Origin of the sequence: Streptococcus oralis, assembly GCF_003944215.1 — a bacterium.
Classification (GTDB): domain Bacteria; phylum Bacillota; class Bacilli; order Lactobacillales; family Streptococcaceae; genus Streptococcus; species Streptococcus oralis_BI.
Genome location: NZ_RJVZ01000024.1, coordinates 1 through 16888, shown reverse-complemented (window position 1 = coordinate 16888; position 16888 = coordinate 1). Strand labels below are relative to the sequence as shown.

Sequence of the window (16888 nt, the reverse complement as noted above, 5' to 3'; positions counted from 1 at the left end):
ATATCGAACTAAGTCTATGTAAAAATATATTGTAAACAATCCATCATTTATAAAAAATAGACTATACATGTCCATTTCAGAATATAAACTAAAATCCACCTCGGGGATTTTTTGTTGTAGTGTATAAATAAATTTTCCTTTAGCATATTGTGACAGTTTTAATGCTACATCTTGTTCAACAGCCATATAAATTATCCTCTCCTAAAAAAAAGAAGTGAAAAACTAAACTATTATCTTCACTTCTTTATAAAAATTAATCGCATCTAACAACAATATTCTAAAGACGCGATAAGAGAACAACTAAACTTATAATTGTATTTATTCCCCATGGTTTAAATCTTATTAAGAAAAAAATTATAAGAATAGCTCGCTAATCCATACTACTTTTAGAAATCGTAGCATGTTTCTTGAGATGCATCTTGCTTCACTTGAAGCTCTTCCGCAGTAATCATGCAATCACCTCCTTTAAAAGTGCTACATTATCTATTTCCTTTATTCTTAATCTGAAACTTTCTGGATTTCTTTAAACTCCCATTATTCTGTTTCATCGATATATTTTTTGAACGATGGTTATTTCCCATTTTTCTAATATCTTGTATCACTTTTTGAGTCATTTTCTATCTCCTTAAATGGATTATTTATAAATAGAATTTTACTAAGTTTTTCCCTTTTACCACATTTTATAGTAGATATCACAATTAAAAATTAGTATCGTTAAAATATAATGAAGATTGCATTTCATACATTTCCCTATAGTAGGGATTACGTTCCATTAAATATTCATGAGTACCGAAGCCATGTACTTCTCCATCTCGTAAAACCAATATTTTGTCTGCTTGCTTTACACTTGATAATCTATGTGTAATATAAAATACAGTCTTTCCTTGTGTTAAGTTTAAAAATTTTTGGAATAATTGGAATTCTGTCTTAGCATCAATCGCTGCTGTTGGCTCATCCAAGATTAAAATAGGAGCATCTGAAAAGAAAGCTCTTGCTAAAGCAATCTTTTGCCATTGGCCGCCCGATAGATCCTTACTGTTTTCAAATTTTTTTCCTAATATTACATCAAGATCTTCAATAACTGACTCACCTATTCCACTTTTTAATAGAGTGATAGTTAAATAAGGAAATAGAGCAACCATCAAAAAGAATATCACCTGAAGTTAAGTTATAGAATCGACATAACAGCTTAATAAGTGTTGTTTTTCCTGCTCCATTTTCTCCTACAATTGCGATTTTTTCTCCTCTTGAAACTGTGAAGTTTATATTTTGCAACGCTTTATTAGTGTCGTGAGAGTAAGAAAAAGTAAGATTTTGAAATGATATTTCATGAAAATCTGATGGTGCTTCTTGTGTTTCTATAGTTAAATCACTATTTCCTATTGCTACAAATTTAAAATATTTCTCCATATAAAGCAAAGTATCATACAATAAGCTAGATTCTGATACTAAGCGAAAAATACTATTCACCGCATATACAACACTAGTTGAAAATACTAATATAGAGCCAATAGGTAATACAGTCTCTTTAACTGACAAAACTACGTAGATAAAACTCGCTAAACTAAAAATTGTTGTTATTAATAAGAAGGTAAAAGAAAGAATAAACTGTCGGACTCTATTATCCTGAACATTTCTACGGATTTCATCGAAAGTCAATTGATATTTTTGTAAAAAGAATGGATATAAATTATACAATCTAACATCTTTTATAGAAGTAGCTGATAGCACTGTTTGCGTATAGTATTCTAGTTTTCTGGATTGTTCACTATTTGAAACTAAAGTTTCAAATGCTTGTTGCTGTAATCTATAGGCTATTATTCCTTGTGGTATTAATGAAATTATCATGGCAAGTGCAATTAAAACATGAAAACTTTGAAATAGCCACAGCATAGAACAAAAAGTTATAAAATGTGATAAAATACTTGTACCAAATACTAATAAATTAACAGGTCTCCAGCTAGATTCCGAACTCAATATATGAATATCGTTATAAAAGTCACTCTTTTCAAAATAATCAATTGTTTGAAGTTGACTTGATTTTTCCATAATACTATAATTCAAATGATATGTTAACAAATCCGTCAATTTACCTTGAATCATAGTATTAAAGGGTGCAACAATATTACTAAGTAGAAAAAATATACTCCAAATTAGCAAAAGTTTCATTACAATTTGAGCATCTGAAGCTACAAAATTAATGATTTCATTTGTCATATAAATTGTAAGTGAAGGTAACAGTGCTTGAAGAGGGACTGTTATAAGCATCAAAACAACACTCACTTTGGAAGTTTCCCAAACAAACCGTAGACTTTGAAGATATAATAGGAAATATTTTTTTAAAAACTTTATTCCATTAGCCATCACATCTAGCTATCCTAACTTTTCAATATCATCTTCATTTTCAAAAAATTGTTTATTCCAACAAATAGGACTAATATACTCGCTGTAAATCCTATTTATATCCTTTGTGGATAGATTTTCTACATTTAATACAGTATACCTCTCACGCATATCTTTAGAAAAATCGGCTTGCAAAATACACTTTTCGTAAGGGTTTAGTTTAACAATCACAAATCGAGCCCCATCTTCATCAAATTCTGTAATTTCTAATCCAGAATCTAATGCATAGTAACAATCTGTAGTTGATGAAATACATTCAATAACTTGAGGGACTAACTGGCACCAACAACTAGTATAATATTTCTTTTGATCTAGTATTGGGCTAACATGTCTACTTGGCAATACCGAGATATTGCCATATAGAACAGGTCTTACCCCCTGTATTGTAGATTCGATACAAAATTGACTTCCGGCTTTCAAACGGAATCTATTATCCATAGAATCTGTTATTTCTACATTAGAATGATTAGTCAATACCAATGCATTCGCTCCTAATAGCATCCCCGTTTCTAATGGAATAACTCCATCACTACTTTCCACAGTAGCTCCACCTCGTGAAACAAATGTTACTCTATAAGATGAAACCATATTTGTGAAAATACCAATTTTTTTGATATGATTCTCATGGTTCCCTACATCAGATAAATCATGGTATATTTTAACAACATTAGACATTAGATACCCTCCTAATTTTTGAAATTTTTAATTCATACCATAACTATAAAATATTATGGTAGTAGATTATTATTTAACAACATCATCTACTTATTCAAAACCAACACAGGTAGAACAACTCTTGTACGAATAACAGCTTGGCTATTACTTTAAAAGAAATTTGCAGCTCCAGGATCAATATCTTCAGAAGCAACATATTGATTTTGAACTACTAACTGGCTACTTAGAGTTACACCTATCCCTACAAGGGTAAGTCCCAAAACTAGAGCTATAATTGCTTTCTTAAACAAACTTTTCATATGTCTCTCCTCTATTTTTCTTGCATTTATTTTAGCACTTCGATTTTATATTGTCAAGTTTTTTATAACATTTTTTTATTTTTTTTTATTTGATACTTTTTTGTATCTCGTTTGGGTTTAAAAAACGATGCTCACTAGAACACCGTATTCCTTATTCTGTTATATCTGCAAGGTAATGCTCAACTTTCAAAGCCATTGACATGTTTTCCTCAAGTTTGTAGAGGAAATGGGCAGTCTCAAAATATTCTTTTACTGAACTTTTTGAAGAAAAATTCTTACTTACATTTCCCATTAATAAATACAAATCAGCTAATAGATAAGTTGTCCTGTACTCCTTACATTGCTTTATAGTAGCTGTGATTTTCGTAATAGCTTCTTCAATATTTTTCTGTAACCATAGGTAACGACAAACGTTATAGTTGAACTTAATAGATAGCTCCAATTCTTTGATTGTGTTTAAATTTAGTTGGTTTACTTGATACTCTAACTTTTCTCGAATTTCATTAAAACGCTCTAAATTTTCAATATCATAATAAAAATTTAATAGAGTATTTGAAACTTGAAGGTAATTCAAATCAGAGACACTTAACTGTGATATTACCTCCTCTAATCGTGTAATCGCATCTTCTTTCTGTCCATAAAAATAATAATCTATCAGAGACTTTACCCATTCCATGTAGATTTTATCTGCAAGAGATAAGCGATGAGCTTTTACACGCTCCAATTCATATATATATTTCAATGATTCATAATTTCGGTTTGTGATAAATGTTTGTGCTAATTTTTTAAACTCTGATAACTCATCAATCTCCTCTACAATTTGCTCATCAAAAAAGTAGTCCATACTAACTTTTAACTTCTTAGCAAGGGAATGCAGAAAATCCGCTCCAGGGGTAAACTCTCCACTCTCTAATCGACTAATTTGCCCCTGTTTACAAATCCCTTCAGCTAGTTCTCGCTGAGACATTTTTAATTCTTTTCGTCTATTTTTTAATCTGGTTGCTAATAGTGTACCCACATTTGCATCTTCCTTTTCTATTTGATTTCAATGTTAATTGTAACATGATTAAATTTTAAATACAAATTATTATGCCAAAAGATACAAATTATATATAAAGAATGACTAGATAGGTTATTTTTGAAAACATATTCCTTCTTCTTTTGAAATTTTCTTACTCAAACGATTGATAAACTTATTCACTTTAAATACGATGTTTTCATATCTATCGCTCTCTAATGCCAATTGATTTCCCAACTCATTCAGATTCTCTTCCACAACATTAATACTAATTTCCTCAGTTATATTCAATTTTGAAAGATTCAACTTCATCTCTTGCTTGTTTTCAACTGAAGCCAGTAAATATTCTGCTACTTGATTTAAGGTTGTCACTCGTTCTTGCAAAGCATTGATTCTCAACTCAGACGCTGCTAGTTCGCGCACTAGCTCGTCTTTAATTGTGATATAAGATTGATTTTCCACATCCAGCTTAATCAAAGCATCCACTTCTTCAATCTTTTCTTCAATCATGTCCACAGTCGTTTTTCTGCGGAATGGAATTGTCTGATTTTCAGAGCTGAATTGGCGAATCAACGTTCTACCTTTCATATAGCGATTTTTCTCGGCATCATCTTTGTGATAGACATAGTAGGAGCTAGTTTCTCTGATAAAAACCTTCACCTTATCATCTTCCATATCTAGCTCCATGTTAGGCACAAAGATAAGCCCCTCCTGACGAATACCAAACTTGACCTTGACGTAAATACCATCATCTACTACTTTTTCGATCTGATTGAGATTCAACTCTACCTCAAACTCATGAACGGCATCTCTATTGCTCTTGAACTCTTGATAGGACTCCCAGAACTTCTCATCGCTCGGGAGTTCTTTTTCTTTGGAGAATTTCTCTTCTTGATAGGCTTCGACTAAATTATCAATTTCTGGAATTTTCCACTCTTGTCTCTTCTCAAAATAATCTTGAAAAAACTCTACATCATAAATATTTTTCTGGTCTAGCTCAGTCTCCTTTACCTCTACTCCTACAAATTGAAAAGAAACATGCTTTTGTTTAGGATTGATAGTTAGTCCAAAGAGTTTTGCTTTCTGAAGTAAATCATCTACATTCTCAACTTTCGGCAAGAGAAATTCCATGAGGTTTTCCATTTCCCTTTTGGCAAAGTAGTTCTTGAAAAATCCTTCTGTGTAAGGTTGCTTGCGATTAAGTTTATTGCCACGCACCACCTGTTTCATAGTTGAATCCGTCATAAAAAAGGTGGAATGCCTGTGACTGAAATCCATCTCCACATGTAATAACGGAGCATTCTTTTTGAAATCCTCAAAGTCCCTAGAATGTTCCATCAAAAAATAGAGTCGTTGCTTGAGTTCATACTTGTGATTGGTCTTGCGATAGACTTCATACTGCTGGTGAGAATAGCGGTTCTCAATGATTTTAGTACCTGCGATTTTAGAAAATCTATCAGAAATCATGCGAAGATTGCGCTCCACTTTATAATCCCACTTGAGTTTTTTGCCCGAATTGCTATCTACTGAGTTGATAATGATATGATTGTGCAGGTGGTCTTTATCAACGTGAGTTGCAACGATAAAACGAAATTTTCCACCTGTTAGCTCCTTCACGGTCTCATAGCCAATCCGATTGATTTGTTCAGGAGTGAGATGGTCCTCAGGTGAAAAGGACTGAATGATATGATGAGCATGAATTAGTCGTTGATTTTCCTCATGCCTGTCGTGGCGAAAATCGTAAAGCGTATCATTACTGATAAAATTTTCATGATACATCTGCACCATCTCCTCATAGCTAGGAAAATCCAGAAAATTCCTCATACCATAGTCCGATACCAATGCAAGATTCTTGGTCTTCTCAGGATTGAGAATATACTTGATGATTTTTTTGCGATAACTCTTTCCGTGAACGGCAAAATGTTTAGTGATGACCATGAAACTCCCTCAACTTTTTAGCTTGAATACTAAACTCTTTCTCTACCTCTCTTATCAATTCGGAGATTCCTTTTTTCAAGTTCTGCAATTCATCATTTGAAATTAACTGAGATTGGTTTACACTTCGGGCAATCTGGTTAATATTGTTGCCAATCCTCTTCAACTCAAACACCAAATCTTGATAACCAGTTGTATCAATGGTGATGAAATTCATACCAGGATCAAGTAGGGTTCGTCGAGCATATTCTGAAAAAGATTGACAACCGCTTTGGTCGATACAATGTTTCAACTGACCCAATTCGCTATCAGACAGGAAAACTTTCTTTAGATTGGTTCGGTAACGATTTTCCATGTGCCTACCTCATGTATTTTTTACGGAAGTCTTGACTAAGAGGAATGGAGTTCCCTATTTCTTGAATCAATTCCTGAACGCAGGTTAAGAGAATGGATACATGTTCTTGGGTGACTTGATGTTCTGCCCTTGATAAGATTAAAATCTCATAAACATCACGACTGATTTGTTCTAGCTTTTGAGATTGCCAGAAAGTGAACCACTTTTCAGCAGTCATTTCTAACTCGTTCTCCAGTAACTTGTTTCTGGCAAATGAAGAAAAGTGTTCAAATCCTTTATTTTTCATCATTATGTCAATCATTTCTAATTCATTTGCGGTCAAATTAACCTCTTTGCGAATGTCTCTGTATTGTTCTGGCATACTACTTCCTCACTTTTATCTATTGTCGGATAATTCCCGCCCCCGTGTTAACCACAGGAAACTTATAAAAGCACAATCTATCATCTTGTAAGGCTTTGCGAGCTCAGATATTGTGTCCACAATATCCCTAAAATCATATCGCCAGCAAATCAAAACCTACCAGTTTTGATCAGCTAACGATAAGATAATTTGGTGGCTACGCCCCCAAACCCCCAGTGAAAAATCAAGACTTCATTTTCTTAGGAATGATATTAGGATAACAAGGATGATTTGAAAAATTTATCACAAAAATTGGTATAATGTTAGTATAAAATTACTTATTCAAGAGGTTATTCATGGTTAAATCATCTAAACAAATTGAAGAAGATGCTATCGATTATTTAAAAATGGCGTTAAAAAAATCAAAACACATTAACAGAGAAATTTCTGAGGGAGATAAAGAACCAATCTGGGATGGTCACATATACTTTTACAAAGATATAGAAAGACGAAATATTGATTTTTTGGAACGAATTCCTGTTCAGGTTAAGGGTAGTGATGATAATTATAACGAAAATGTTGGATACCCTATAAGTAGGATTAATTTGGAGCATTATCTTACTGAAGGTGGTGTGCTCTACTTTGTAGTGTACTTGAAAGACGATAGCCCTACTGTCACTTATGCTTCACTAACCCCGAAAGTCATTAAGCACGTTTTACTAGCTAGTGACAAGAAAAAGAAAAGAATTAAGAAAAAAGAAGATATAAAGAATATTTCAATTCGTATGAAGCCTCTCCCTACCAAGGAAGATGAATTGAATTTTCTATTTCTCAATTTTATTCAAAAACGCAAATACCAGAAAGGATTCGCTCATATTGATTGGAGGAGTCATGAATCTATCTTCAAAAATTCAGAATCATTTGATGGAGAATTGGAGTTCAAATTTATCGGTAAAGATTATCTAGCCATCCTTGATAATGCCATAACAGGTGAACTAGATCTTTATTACAAACCTAAAGGAGCTTCAGTTCCTGAACCTCTATTAGATGAAATAGCTGAATTACAATTATTTGAAGAAAAAGAAATGCGAGTTCAGATTCAGGGAAAAGAACGACTGTATAGAACTACTATAAATTACAAAACCAGAAATGATTACACAGTAGATTTTAAAAATGGTTGCTCAATAAAAATTGAAGAACGTCCTGATTCAGTAAAACTCACGCTTAATTACTCATTATCTAATACTCTTTCCAAAAGACTCGATGGTTTGGAGTTTATTTTAGAAGTATACAAAAATAAAGGAATTAAAATAAATGGAAAAAAACTTAACTTTAGTAAGGAAAATATAGCTAAAATAGATTTTGACTTTCTTAATGAGGCACTTAATGCAAATATTCGTTTGAAAGAATTAGTAGATGAACTAAAAATTTCTAAAGAACTGGACAGTAAAGGTTGGTCAAAAAAAGACTCCAGAACTATTAGAAACTTGTACGATGGCCTTATCAATAAACAAATTGTTTCCCTAGATCGTGCAGATTATAACTTTATCCAAGTCATTCCATTTGCTAATGTACATGTACTATTGTTTTTAATACCAGAAAGGGAGAATTCTAAAGATTATAGAATATACAACTACAGTGATTATGATATAGTGTTAATCAATGAGGACAGGCAACAATTTTCAAAATATGAAGCAGTTGATTTAGACCAATTGATACTTGTTGATAATTTTAATATTGATGACTATATTTCATCATATTTATCAATAAAGGATATAGAGAATCTGGATCTTGGTCTTTTAAAGTTGATAAACTATGCTGATAATAAAAGCGATAGAAATATTTTACAAACCTGTTTAGAATTTGCTCAAAAGCTTGTAGATATGGATAAATCTGAAAATAGCGTTCTAAATCTACTACAAATTAAAAAGCGTTTAAATAATTTAACACAAAAAGACAGTTCCTATCTCCATTCGTTAATAAATCACAACTCAGTAGAAATTAGATTTGCTACAAATTGTATTTTAGGCTACAAAGATCAAGCAATCTACTTATTCGAAAATGAATTTTCCGATGAGCAAAGGGAACGTTTTATTGAATATCCTATATACAATCTCTTAAATCTTTGATTACAATCCAATATATCCTAAAAACAGAAGAAGCATATCTCTGTTTTTGTTGTTTCAAATAAAATAGTATAACTAAATATTTAGTGTTAAAAAAACTCTACTACTTGCATCTTAAAAAATTTTTGATATAATTGTTGCATAATAAAGCAACAGGGGTTTTGATTTATGTTTTCTGGTAGCCGTCTTAAAGAATGTAGAATGGAAAAGCAATATTCTCAATCTGAGCTAGCTAATCTGTTAAAAATCAATAGAGCTTCATATAATAAATGGGAAACTGGTAAATCCGTTCCTAATCAAAAGAATCTTGCTACTCTTGCAAGAATACTTGATGTTCCAACAACCTATTTTGAATCAGAATACAAGATTGTGAACACCTATCTCCAACTCTCCTCGGAAAATCAAGATAAGGTGGATGAGTATGCCGAAGGATTGCTTCAAACACAACAATCAATTGATAAGATTGTGCCACTATTTGCGGTGGAAGTGTTATCTGATGTTTCTCTTTCTGCTGGTCTTGGGGAATCACTATTTGATGAATATGAAACAGAAACCGTCTATGCCGAAGAAGAACAATATGGTTATGATATTGCTGCTTGGATTACAGGAGATTCCATGGAACCTATCTATCTTGATGGTGAAGTAGCTCTAATCCGTGCTAGCGGTTTTGATTATGATGGTGCCGTCTACGCCCTATCCTGGAATGACTCCGTCTATATCAAAAAACTCTATCGAGAAGAAAATGGTTATAGAATGGTATCACTCAACGATAGCTACCCTGATAAATGGATTCCTTATGAAGATAATCCTCGAATTGTAGGACTTGTCGTGAGTCACTTTATGCCTGTTATAGGAATGTAAACATGTCAGTAACTGCTAAAGAAATGATTTATCTTAAAAATAATCGTATTTATTTTACGCCTTATCTCAAAGAGTATGATATTACCGATCATATTCAAGAACTGATAGAACAGTTAGAAAATCTAAAAAGGAACTAAAGACATGGGCTATATTGATTACACAAAAGAGCCGCGTTCAGATATAGCTTTCATTGACATGAAATCCTTTTATGCTTCTGTAGAGTGTGTAGACAGAGGATTAAACCCTTTACATACTTCTCTCTGTGTTATGAGCCGAGCTGACAACGCTGGTGGATTGATTTTGGCCTCTTCTCCCATGTTCAAAAAAGTTTTTGGAAAAAATAATGTCGGCCGTGCCTACGATTTACCCTTTGACATCACTACAAGAAAATTTGACTACTATAATGCTAAGCGTCAAGGCTTAGACATATCACCACGTTATGTTTCTTATATTGAACATTGGGCTAAGCGAACGCTTATTGTCCCACCACGTATGGATCGCTATATCAAAAAGAATATTGACATTCAGCACATTTTCCAAGATTATGCTGCTCCTGAAGATATTCTCCCCTACTCCATTGATGAAGGATTTATTGATTTAACCTCCTCACTCAATTACTTTGTGAGTGATAAACAGATGGATAGAAAAGCGAAATTAGACGTCGTCTCTGCTAAAATACAACATGACATTTGGAAAAAGACGGGTATCTATTCTACTATCGGTATGAGTAATGCTAACCCATTATTGGCCAAACTCGCTCTAGACAATGAAGCCAAACGAACACCAACCATGCGTGCCAATTGGTCCTACGAGGATGTGGAAACAAAAGTCTGGTCAATCCCTAAACTATCTGATTTTTGGGGTATTGGTTCTAGAACAGAAAAACGCCTTCACAAACTAGGAATTACCTCTATCAAGAAACTAGCCAATAGCAACCCTGATTTATTGAAAAAGGAATTTGGAAAGGTTGGGGTTCAGTTATGGTTTCATGCTAACGGAGTTGATGAAAGTAATGTTCATCAACCCTATAAACCAAAATCACACGGACTTGGAAACTCTCAGGTGCTACCTTGTGACTACGTTAAGCAGCGTGATATTGAGGTTGTCCTGAGTGAAATGGCTGAACAGGTGGCTATCCGAATGAGACGAGAACATCAGAAAGCGACTATTGTTTCCGTTGTTGTGACCTATTCTAAAACGGAAATGAAACAGCCAATCAACACTCAAATGAAGATAGAACCTACTAACCAAACACGTCTGCTTACAGATACCGTGCTAACGCTTTTTCGTAAAAAGTACACTTCAGGAGCTGTTCGGGGGATTGCAGTCAATTACTCAGGGTTTGTTGATGAAAGCTATGCCTTAATCTCTTTATTTGATGATGTCGAAGCAACAGAGAAAGAAGAAAACTTACAGCGAACTATTGATCATATTAGAGACCAATTCGGTTTTTTAGCGGTTCAAAAAGGAACTGCTCTCTTAGACAGTTCCAGAAACATTGCAAGAAGTAAACTAATAGGAGGCCACTCAGCAGGTGGCTTGGAGGGATTACAATGACTGACCGATCATACTTACCATTTCAATCCGCAAGAGACTATCAAGATGTTAAAATGCAAAAGTGGATGGGGTTCTTTTTATCTGAACACACCTCTGCTTTATCAGATGACGATAAGCAAATCAACTATCTTTCTGACCTATCGCTAAATCAAAAGTTGTTGTTACTCAGTCAAAGTTACGCCAATCAATTAACGATACAGGTGACTAGAATACAGAAAAATGACTATCAAACTATTATCGGAACCGTTCCGACACTATCAATGGATGAGGTCATTCTAAAAACCAGTGACGGACATATCACTATCGCTTTAGAAGATATTATAACTATCACATTAGTTGAGGAGGTCTACCATGAATCAGCTTGATTTCTATAAAAATGAATTACAGATGGACTACTTCAGCGATCATTACCGAAAATTTGAAAGTGACTTCTATCGCTACTCAGCACTAGATACTCCACTGACTTTTCTAACAGATGATATTATGTTGGCAATGGCGAAATCAGCTAAAAACTATTTCAAACTCAATAAAGAAAATGCCAAAGACAATCGTGATCATTATTTTATCTTTGACATAGAAAATCTAAATGATAGTAAATTGACAAGAAAGTATGTTTATCAGCGAACAACAAGTATTAGACAAAAAGATTAGGCCAACATTAACGCCTAATTTTTTTACTCATTTTTAGGTTTCTTCGCCTGCCTAAACTGCTCTATCCGTTTTTCAAGTTGCTCAGTCTTCAGCATATTCTTAGCTTCAGTAATGGTCTCATCTAGGGTCGGCTCCTTTTGTACATCTTGAGGAGCTTTTTTTACGTCACTGGTCGATTGACTGGTCGAATCAAAAACAACATCTAATAATTGGTTGACCTTATATAAGTCAACTTCAGACATTCCTGATAAGCGATGAATGAGCCGTTTAAAACTATCTTGGTTGTGTCTTTGCTTTTTGAATAACCTCATCTTCTCTCCTTTTAAAAAGCAGCCCTTGTAAGGGCTGCTCGTACTTACAAGTCATCAATAGCTTCTGAAATGGCTTGTAGTTTTTTATTGTGCTTATTCTTATCATCAATCAACTGGTGCAACTCTTCGATTTTCTTCTGACTTTGAAGAATGTCCTTATTATTTTGAGCCATGACATTGGCTAAATGTTGCTTGTAGTCGCTGGTAATGGTAGGTGATGGAACTTGTCTTGGCTCTATTTTCTCCTGTGGCTTTGGTTGTGAAACAGACTGATCTTTAGCCTTTTGTTGTTCCATCTCAAAGGCTGCTACATAATCCACATCTTCAGACTCTTGTTGTTTTTCCTGATGAAATAGCGCCGCAATCTTCGCACGTTCTTCTGTGGAAGATGTCGGTGTGTTATCATCTTGGGGTTGGTCAAAAGTCCAATCTTTTGTCATGTGTTATTCCTCATTTCTATTATCGGATAGTGTTGGTTGTTCTTCTTGGCCAAAGGCCTGTGTCAATGCTTCATCAAATGTCCAGCGACTATTTTGTTGGCGTTTGATAAAGTCTTGATACATCGCTGTTTGTAATTGATTGCGATAGATCTCTAGCTTTTCCGTCTCCTTCGCAACTTTGTCCTCTTGCCTAGCTACTCTTTCAGCTAAGCGTTCAATCACACTCATAGGGTGTCCTCCTTATTCCTTTCTAACTTATGATAAGAAACTTGATTTTGTTATCACAAGAAAAATATATTTAATAGTAATTTGTGGTATACTAGTGATAATAAATTGTTATCACTAGGAGACGATGAATATGACAAATAAAAAAATAAGAGTATTTTTAAGCAGACCTAATCCATTTACGAATGAGCAACAATACTTTATAGATAAACTAAAGAGTACTCTAGAGAACTATAATATAGAAAGCATAACTCTACAAGCAAAAGATTATTCTCCCTATGAATCATTATCTGCTTTAAATGAAATGATAAAAAGATGTTATGGTATGGTTATCCTAGCTTTCGGGCATACGTATATTCAATCTGGAGTTTTAAAAAAGGGAGCAATTCAAGATAAAAAGTTTTTTGAATCTGACGAACAGTCGTTAGATGGGAAATGGATTACTAGCTCGTTTTGCCAAATTGAAGGTGCTATGGCAATCTCAAATAATATTCCTATTCTAATCATTAAGCAAAAAAATTTGCGAATTGATGGTATTCTAAAAGATGATAAAAAAATTGTATCTGTATCAGATTTTTCATTGGAGGATAAGACACAAATTGACTCTTTCTTCGAACGAATTTTAGAGAAAGAAATATATTGTTGGAAAAAATCACTGGAAGAAATATTCAATACAATTGAAGGAAATATCGTATAGAGCGCTTTCTAATGTGATATAATATAAACAACAATACTTTTAAAGGGAGGTATTTAGATGAAAAGAATCTTTATAAGTTTTGCCATTGAGGATGAAAATTTACGAGATTTTCTAAGGGGCCAATCAAGAAATACAAACTCTCCATTTGAATTTGTGGATATGTCTGTTAAGCAACCGTGGGATTTTCAGTGGAAAACAAAGTGTAGAGTACGGATTAAAGGTTGTGATGGTGTAATTTCTATTATCACTCAGAATACTAAGAGAGCAAGTGGGCAAATCTGGGAAATGAATTGTGCTAAAGATGAAGGTATACCACTCCTTGCTATTTATGGTAATAAAAATCATATCGGTGCAACAATTCCAAATGACATGGGTTACATTACTATAGTTGATTGGAATTGGGAAAGAATCAGTACTTGGATTAAACAATTGTGAGGTAAGACTTATGTTAAAAAATAAGGCTTTAGTTATTGGTATCGACAAGTATCCGCAATACCCTTTAAACGGATGTGTAAATGATGCAATTGAAATTGCATCTCTCCTTAAAGAAAATGGAGATGGGTCTCCAAATTTTGATGTGAAACTTGAGTTAGATGTAACAAGTAAATCAGAAATGCTTGACCTTTTGCATTCTCTCTTTAATGAGGGGGAATCTGATATTGCACTTTTCTACTTTTCAGGGCATGGAACAGACGAATTGGTAGGTCAAATAGTGACTCCTGATTTTAACGGTAGGGATGCTGGAGTATCAATGAATGATATCTTGTATATGGTAAATACTTCACAGAGTAAAAATAAAATTATTATTTTGGATTGTTGCTACTCTGGTAAATTAGGGGACTTTAATGCAAATAAATCAACCGATGCTATAATAGGTAAAGGTGTTACTATTTTAACAGCAAGTAATCGTGATGAAGTTGCAATTGAGGATGGGATAACAGGCCACGGAGTGTTTACTGAATTGCTCATTCAAGGATTAAAAGGTGGTGCTGCAGATGTTGGTGGAAATATCACTCCAGCAAGTCTGTATTCTTTTGTAGATCAGTCGTTAGGAGCGTGGGAACAAAGACCACTATTTAAAACAAATATTACAGGTTTTTTACCTATCAGAACAGTAGAAGCTAAAGTGTCAAAAAGAGTTTTGCGAAAACTTCATCAATATTTTGTAGAAGCAACATCAGAATTTCCATTAGATCCATCATTTGAATTTACAAATACTCCTGAAGTAACTCATGAGTATAAAGAACCTTACGCTAAAGAAGCGAATGTTGCCAAATTTAAAGAATTACAGCTATATGAAAGTGTTGGTTTAATTGAGCCAGTAGGTGAAGAACATATGTATTTTGCTGCTATGAACAGTAAATCTTGTCGCTTGACACCACTAGGTCTACATTATTGGAAATTATCAAGAAATAAACGATTTTAAATCAAAAGGAAAGTGGCTCATATCACTTTCCTTTTATTATTTCTTTCATTCTAAAATAATCAGTTTGAAGCTCAGTTCGTCCAGCTGTTACAGTTTCTTTCTGTCTTTGGGTAACTGGTCGAAATTTGGTAAATGAATCTTTTATGCCTAGTGCAATAAAGTTGAGATCTTTTAGATTTTCATTATACCAAACATCATCAAAGTCAGTTTCTTCTCTATGTATATTAATCGCTTCGCTCAAACAAGTCTTCGCAAAATGTACTGCCGTATAATAGTATTCCATAATTGATTCGATGTCATCTGTAACCATATATCGTTTCAATAACAATGCACAATAGTTCCTAGCACAATATAAATTTCCACCTTCAAAGTTTGAACCATTTTTATAGTACCGTAGTGCTTTCTCCAAATGGATAGGGTCAGAGGTTTGGTTAAAAATACTTTTATGGATAGCAGCTGTGATTCCTAATAAATCTTCATGAGTAGTTGTTGATAAATCTATTGTCTCATGAACATATTTTAACACATTAGCTAGATTTTCAATAGATAAGTCTTTCTTATATCGACAAAGAATGTATTGTGAAAAAATATCTAAATCAAAAGAAACTCTTAAGGCTTTATTATAATACTGCTCTGCAGTTGAAAAATCTAAATTTTCTTGGCTATCCTCAGCTTTTAGAATCAATTCCCTAAGGGAAACCCCAATATTTTTTAGATTGTTTTGACTGTAAGCTAATGGCTTGATTTCATATAAACTTAAATCAAATACAGGACTATCAATATAAGAATTATCAGTAGCTTGACAAGATTGAATAATCAACTTTAGTTTACTAAACATATCTGCTTTATATTCAGTATCTGATAAAATTTTCTTTCTCTGATATCGAATTTGTGGCAGCATTGAAATATCGAAAAATGGGTATTTAGAAATTGTTTCTTCTTCACACATTATGATAGTTGACTTAGGCTTCATTGCATGCCTCAGTCCCAATTCATAAATTGCATTTTGATTGAGCGTGCTAATATCTGCAATGACGATATCAGCTAAAAAAAGGGATTCAATGAAATTCCTGCTAATGGAAATCGTAGTTGGAACTTCATCACCTCGATAAGCCTGTTCAGCATAAAGCGATTTGAGCCCACATTCTTCTATCACTGGCTTTATAAATTTAAAATAGATATCATCTAAGTTTAATTTAATAAAAGTACCAGGTAGTCTTTTTACACCATATCCCATCACAACAAAACAGGTTTGCCCACTCATTTTTCACTCTCCTAGTGATAACAATTTATTATCACTATACAAAGCACCCAAATAAGTTTATAATAGCATGATTATTGATAAAGGAGATTTTTATGGATTATAAACTTATTTCAACTTACTTAGATTATTGCAAAACTCATAAGCGTTTGAGTTCACACACGATTCGAGCTTATAAGAATGATCTTATGCAATTTTATAACTCAAACTATGATAATGTCGAATCCTATGTCGAAGAGTTGACACAATCTAACATAAAAACGAATACATTAAGAAGAAAAATTGCTTGTATAAAGGTGTTTTATAAC

Annotated in this window: 23 protein-coding genes; 10 read left to right on the top strand and 13 right to left on the bottom strand. The window is 33.4% G+C overall.

All coding sequences use genetic code 11. The features are described 5' to 3' along the window. The 9 genes from D8804_RS10155 to D8804_RS09660 all read right to left on the bottom strand — a co-directional run. A partial coding sequence (locus D8804_RS10155; protein WP_221763059.1) for a hypothetical protein occupies window positions 1-186 on the bottom strand: 186 nt, incomplete at its 3' end. 512 nt (window positions 187-698) lie between these two features. Then, a complete protein-coding gene (locus D8804_RS10345) occupies window positions 699-1142 on the bottom strand; it encodes an ATP-binding cassette domain-containing protein (protein ID WP_260472354.1) in 444 nt (147 codons plus the stop codon). Continuing rightward, the gene (locus tag D8804_RS09685) at window positions 1087-2364 is read right to left on the bottom strand and encodes an ATP-binding cassette domain-containing protein (protein WP_260472353.1); all 1278 of its coding nucleotides are present in this window, start codon (window positions 2362-2364) and stop codon (window positions 1087-1089) included. Before D8804_RS09685 ends, D8804_RS10345 begins: the two co-directional genes overlap by 56 nt. 9 nt (window positions 2365-2373) lie before the next feature. Next, entirely contained in the window at window positions 2374-3078 is a 705-nt protein-coding gene (locus D8804_RS09680; RefSeq protein ID WP_048791698.1) for a PLP-dependent aminotransferase family protein, read from the bottom strand. 149 nt (window positions 3079-3227) lie between these two features. Beyond that, a complete protein-coding gene (locus D8804_RS10110; protein ID WP_161800490.1) occupies window positions 3228-3377 on the bottom strand; it encodes a hypothetical protein in 150 nt (49 codons plus the stop codon). Window positions 3378-3528: 151 nt separating this feature from the next. Further along, on the bottom strand, window positions 3529-4395 hold the full coding sequence (locus D8804_RS09675) for a helix-turn-helix domain-containing protein (protein WP_048791697.1): 867 nt from the start codon (window positions 4393-4395) through the stop codon (window positions 3529-3531). Window positions 4396-4509: 114 nt separating this feature from the next. Continuing rightward, window positions 4510-6333: an SAG1250 family conjugative relaxase gene (locus tag D8804_RS09670; protein WP_048791696.1), complete on the bottom strand. Its 1824-nt coding sequence runs from the start codon at window positions 6331-6333 to the stop codon at window positions 4510-4512. Next, complete coding sequence (locus D8804_RS09665) at window positions 6320-6685, bottom strand: MobC family plasmid mobilization relaxosome protein (RefSeq protein ID WP_048789085.1); 366 nt, start codon at window positions 6683-6685, stop codon at window positions 6320-6322. Before D8804_RS09665 ends, D8804_RS09670 begins: the two co-directional genes overlap by 14 nt. Before the next feature lie 4 nt (window positions 6686-6689). After that, complete coding sequence (locus tag D8804_RS09660; RefSeq protein WP_048791695.1) at window positions 6690-7046, bottom strand: SAG1252 family conjugative relaxosome accessory protein; 357 nt, start codon at window positions 7044-7046, stop codon at window positions 6690-6692. Between the two features lie 335 nt (window positions 7047-7381). On the opposite strand from D8804_RS09660, the gene D8804_RS09650 reads away from it, so the two are divergent. The 6 genes from D8804_RS09650 (at window position 7382) to D8804_RS09630 (ending at window position 12220) form a co-directional block, all read left to right on the top strand. Next, window positions 7382-9154 (top strand): hypothetical protein, encoded by a 1773-nt coding sequence (locus D8804_RS09650; protein ID WP_048791694.1) that lies wholly within the window; start codon window positions 7382-7384, stop codon window positions 9152-9154. A 165-nt stretch (window positions 9155-9319) separates the two neighbouring features. Continuing rightward, entirely contained in the window at window positions 9320-10012 is a 693-nt protein-coding gene (locus D8804_RS09645) for a helix-turn-helix domain-containing protein (RefSeq protein WP_048791693.1), read from the top strand. A gap of 2 nt (window positions 10013-10014) precedes the next feature. Beyond that, window positions 10015-10149 carry a hypothetical protein gene (locus tag D8804_RS10340; protein ID WP_259273733.1) on the top strand — a complete coding sequence of 45 codons (135 nt, stop codon included), beginning with the start codon at window positions 10015-10017 and terminating at the stop codon, window positions 10147-10149. Window positions 10150-10153: 4 nt separating this feature from the next. Continuing rightward, the gene (locus D8804_RS09640) at window positions 10154-11569 is read left to right on the top strand and encodes a Y-family DNA polymerase (RefSeq protein ID WP_048791692.1); all 1416 of its coding nucleotides are present in this window, start codon (window positions 10154-10156) and stop codon (window positions 11567-11569) included. After that, the gene (locus tag D8804_RS09635; RefSeq protein WP_048791691.1) at window positions 11566-11934 is read left to right on the top strand and encodes a hypothetical protein; all 369 of its coding nucleotides are present in this window, start codon (window positions 11566-11568) and stop codon (window positions 11932-11934) included. The genes D8804_RS09640 and D8804_RS09635 overlap by 4 nt, the downstream gene beginning before the upstream one ends. Then, on the top strand, window positions 11921-12220 hold the full coding sequence (locus tag D8804_RS09630) for a DUF5960 family protein (RefSeq protein WP_048791690.1): 300 nt from the start codon (window positions 11921-11923) through the stop codon (window positions 12218-12220). Before D8804_RS09635 ends, D8804_RS09630 begins: the two co-directional genes overlap by 14 nt. 23 nt (window positions 12221-12243) lie before the next feature. Here D8804_RS09630 and D8804_RS09625 read toward each other — a convergent pair whose 3' ends face one another. Genes D8804_RS09625 through D8804_RS09615 form a run of 3 tightly spaced genes read right to left on the bottom strand, consistent with a single transcriptional unit; the run spans window position 12244 to window position 13199 of the window. Next, entirely contained in the window at window positions 12244-12531 is a 288-nt protein-coding gene (locus tag D8804_RS09625; protein WP_048791689.1) for a hypothetical protein, read from the bottom strand. Window positions 12532-12575: 44 nt separating this feature from the next. After that, entirely contained in the window at window positions 12576-12971 is a 396-nt protein-coding gene (locus tag D8804_RS09620; protein ID WP_048791688.1) for a DUF5945 family protein, read from the bottom strand. A gap of 3 nt (window positions 12972-12974) precedes the next feature. After that, the gene (locus D8804_RS09615) at window positions 12975-13199 is read right to left on the bottom strand and encodes a DUF5965 family protein (protein ID WP_048791687.1); all 225 of its coding nucleotides are present in this window, start codon (window positions 13197-13199) and stop codon (window positions 12975-12977) included. 130 nt (window positions 13200-13329) lie between these two features. On the opposite strand from D8804_RS09615, the gene D8804_RS09610 reads away from it, so the two are divergent. Genes D8804_RS09610 through D8804_RS09600 form a run of 3 tightly spaced genes read left to right on the top strand, consistent with a single transcriptional unit; the run spans window position 13330 to window position 15319 of the window. Then, window positions 13330-13893, top strand: coding sequence for a hypothetical protein (locus D8804_RS09610; protein WP_125399627.1), 564 nt, complete (start codon window positions 13330-13332; stop codon window positions 13891-13893). 57 nt (window positions 13894-13950) lie between these two features. Beyond that, complete coding sequence (locus D8804_RS09605) at window positions 13951-14328, top strand: hypothetical protein (protein ID WP_125399626.1); 378 nt, start codon at window positions 13951-13953, stop codon at window positions 14326-14328. 10 nt (window positions 14329-14338) lie between these two features. Then, window positions 14339-15319: a caspase family protein gene (locus D8804_RS09600; RefSeq protein WP_125399625.1), complete on the top strand. Its 981-nt coding sequence runs from the start codon at window positions 14339-14341 to the stop codon at window positions 15317-15319. Between the two features lie 22 nt (window positions 15320-15341). On the opposite strand, the gene D8804_RS09595 is transcribed toward D8804_RS09600, so the two are convergent. Then, a complete protein-coding gene (locus D8804_RS09595) occupies window positions 15342-16583 on the bottom strand; it encodes a tetratricopeptide repeat-containing protein (protein ID WP_125399624.1) in 1242 nt (413 codons plus the stop codon). Window positions 16584-16675: 92 nt separating this feature from the next. On the opposite strand from D8804_RS09595, the gene D8804_RS09590 reads away from it, so the two are divergent. After that, the coding region (locus D8804_RS09590; RefSeq protein ID WP_185774057.1) for a site-specific integrase at window positions 16676-16888 on the top strand (213 nt) is incomplete at its 3' end.

Excerpts from the sequence above, each read along its gene's own strand:
- D8804_RS10345 (WP_260472354.1), bottom strand. The coding sequence starts at position 1,142 with ATGGTTGCTCTATTTCCTTATTTAACTATCACTCTATTAAAAAGTGGA.
- D8804_RS09685 (WP_260472353.1), bottom strand. The coding sequence starts at position 2,364 with ATGGCTAATGGAATAAAGTTTTTAAAAAAATATTTCCTATTATATCTT.
- D8804_RS09680 (WP_048791698.1), bottom strand. The coding sequence starts at position 3,078 with ATGTCTAATGTTGTTAAAATATACCATGATTTATCTGATGTAGGGAAC.
- D8804_RS10110 (WP_161800490.1), bottom strand. The coding sequence starts at position 3,377 with ATGAAAAGTTTGTTTAAGAAAGCAATTATAGCTCTAGTTTTGGGACTT.
- D8804_RS09670 (WP_048791696.1), bottom strand. The coding sequence starts at position 6,333 with ATGGTCATCACTAAACATTTTGCCGTTCACGGAAAGAGTTATCGCAAA.
- D8804_RS09665 (WP_048789085.1), bottom strand. The coding sequence starts at position 6,685 with ATGGAAAATCGTTACCGAACCAATCTAAAGAAAGTTTTCCTGTCTGAT.
- D8804_RS09660 (WP_048791695.1), bottom strand. The coding sequence starts at position 7,046 with ATGCCAGAACAATACAGAGACATTCGCAAAGAGGTTAATTTGACCGCA.
- D8804_RS09650 (WP_048791694.1), top strand. The coding sequence starts at position 7,382 with ATGGTTAAATCATCTAAACAAATTGAAGAAGATGCTATCGATTATTTA.
- D8804_RS09645 (WP_048791693.1), top strand. The coding sequence starts at position 9,320 with ATGTTTTCTGGTAGCCGTCTTAAAGAATGTAGAATGGAAAAGCAATAT.
- D8804_RS10340 (WP_259273733.1), top strand. The coding sequence starts at position 10,015 with ATGTCAGTAACTGCTAAAGAAATGATTTATCTTAAAAATAATCGTATT.
- D8804_RS09640 (WP_048791692.1), top strand. The coding sequence starts at position 10,154 with ATGGGCTATATTGATTACACAAAAGAGCCGCGTTCAGATATAGCTTTC.
- D8804_RS09635 (WP_048791691.1), top strand. The coding sequence starts at position 11,566 with ATGACTGACCGATCATACTTACCATTTCAATCCGCAAGAGACTATCAA.
- D8804_RS09630 (WP_048791690.1), top strand. The coding sequence starts at position 11,921 with ATGAATCAGCTTGATTTCTATAAAAATGAATTACAGATGGACTACTTC.
- D8804_RS09625 (WP_048791689.1), bottom strand. The coding sequence starts at position 12,531 with ATGAGGTTATTCAAAAAGCAAAGACACAACCAAGATAGTTTTAAACGG.
- D8804_RS09620 (WP_048791688.1), bottom strand. The coding sequence starts at position 12,971 with ATGACAAAAGATTGGACTTTTGACCAACCCCAAGATGATAACACACCG.
- D8804_RS09615 (WP_048791687.1), bottom strand. The coding sequence starts at position 13,199 with ATGAGTGTGATTGAACGCTTAGCTGAAAGAGTAGCTAGGCAAGAGGAC.
- D8804_RS09610 (WP_125399627.1), top strand. The coding sequence starts at position 13,330 with ATGACAAATAAAAAAATAAGAGTATTTTTAAGCAGACCTAATCCATTT.
- D8804_RS09605 (WP_125399626.1), top strand. The coding sequence starts at position 13,951 with ATGAAAAGAATCTTTATAAGTTTTGCCATTGAGGATGAAAATTTACGA.
- D8804_RS09600 (WP_125399625.1), top strand. The coding sequence starts at position 14,339 with ATGTTAAAAAATAAGGCTTTAGTTATTGGTATCGACAAGTATCCGCAA.
- D8804_RS09595 (WP_125399624.1), bottom strand. The coding sequence starts at position 16,583 with ATGAGTGGGCAAACCTGTTTTGTTGTGATGGGATATGGTGTAAAAAGA.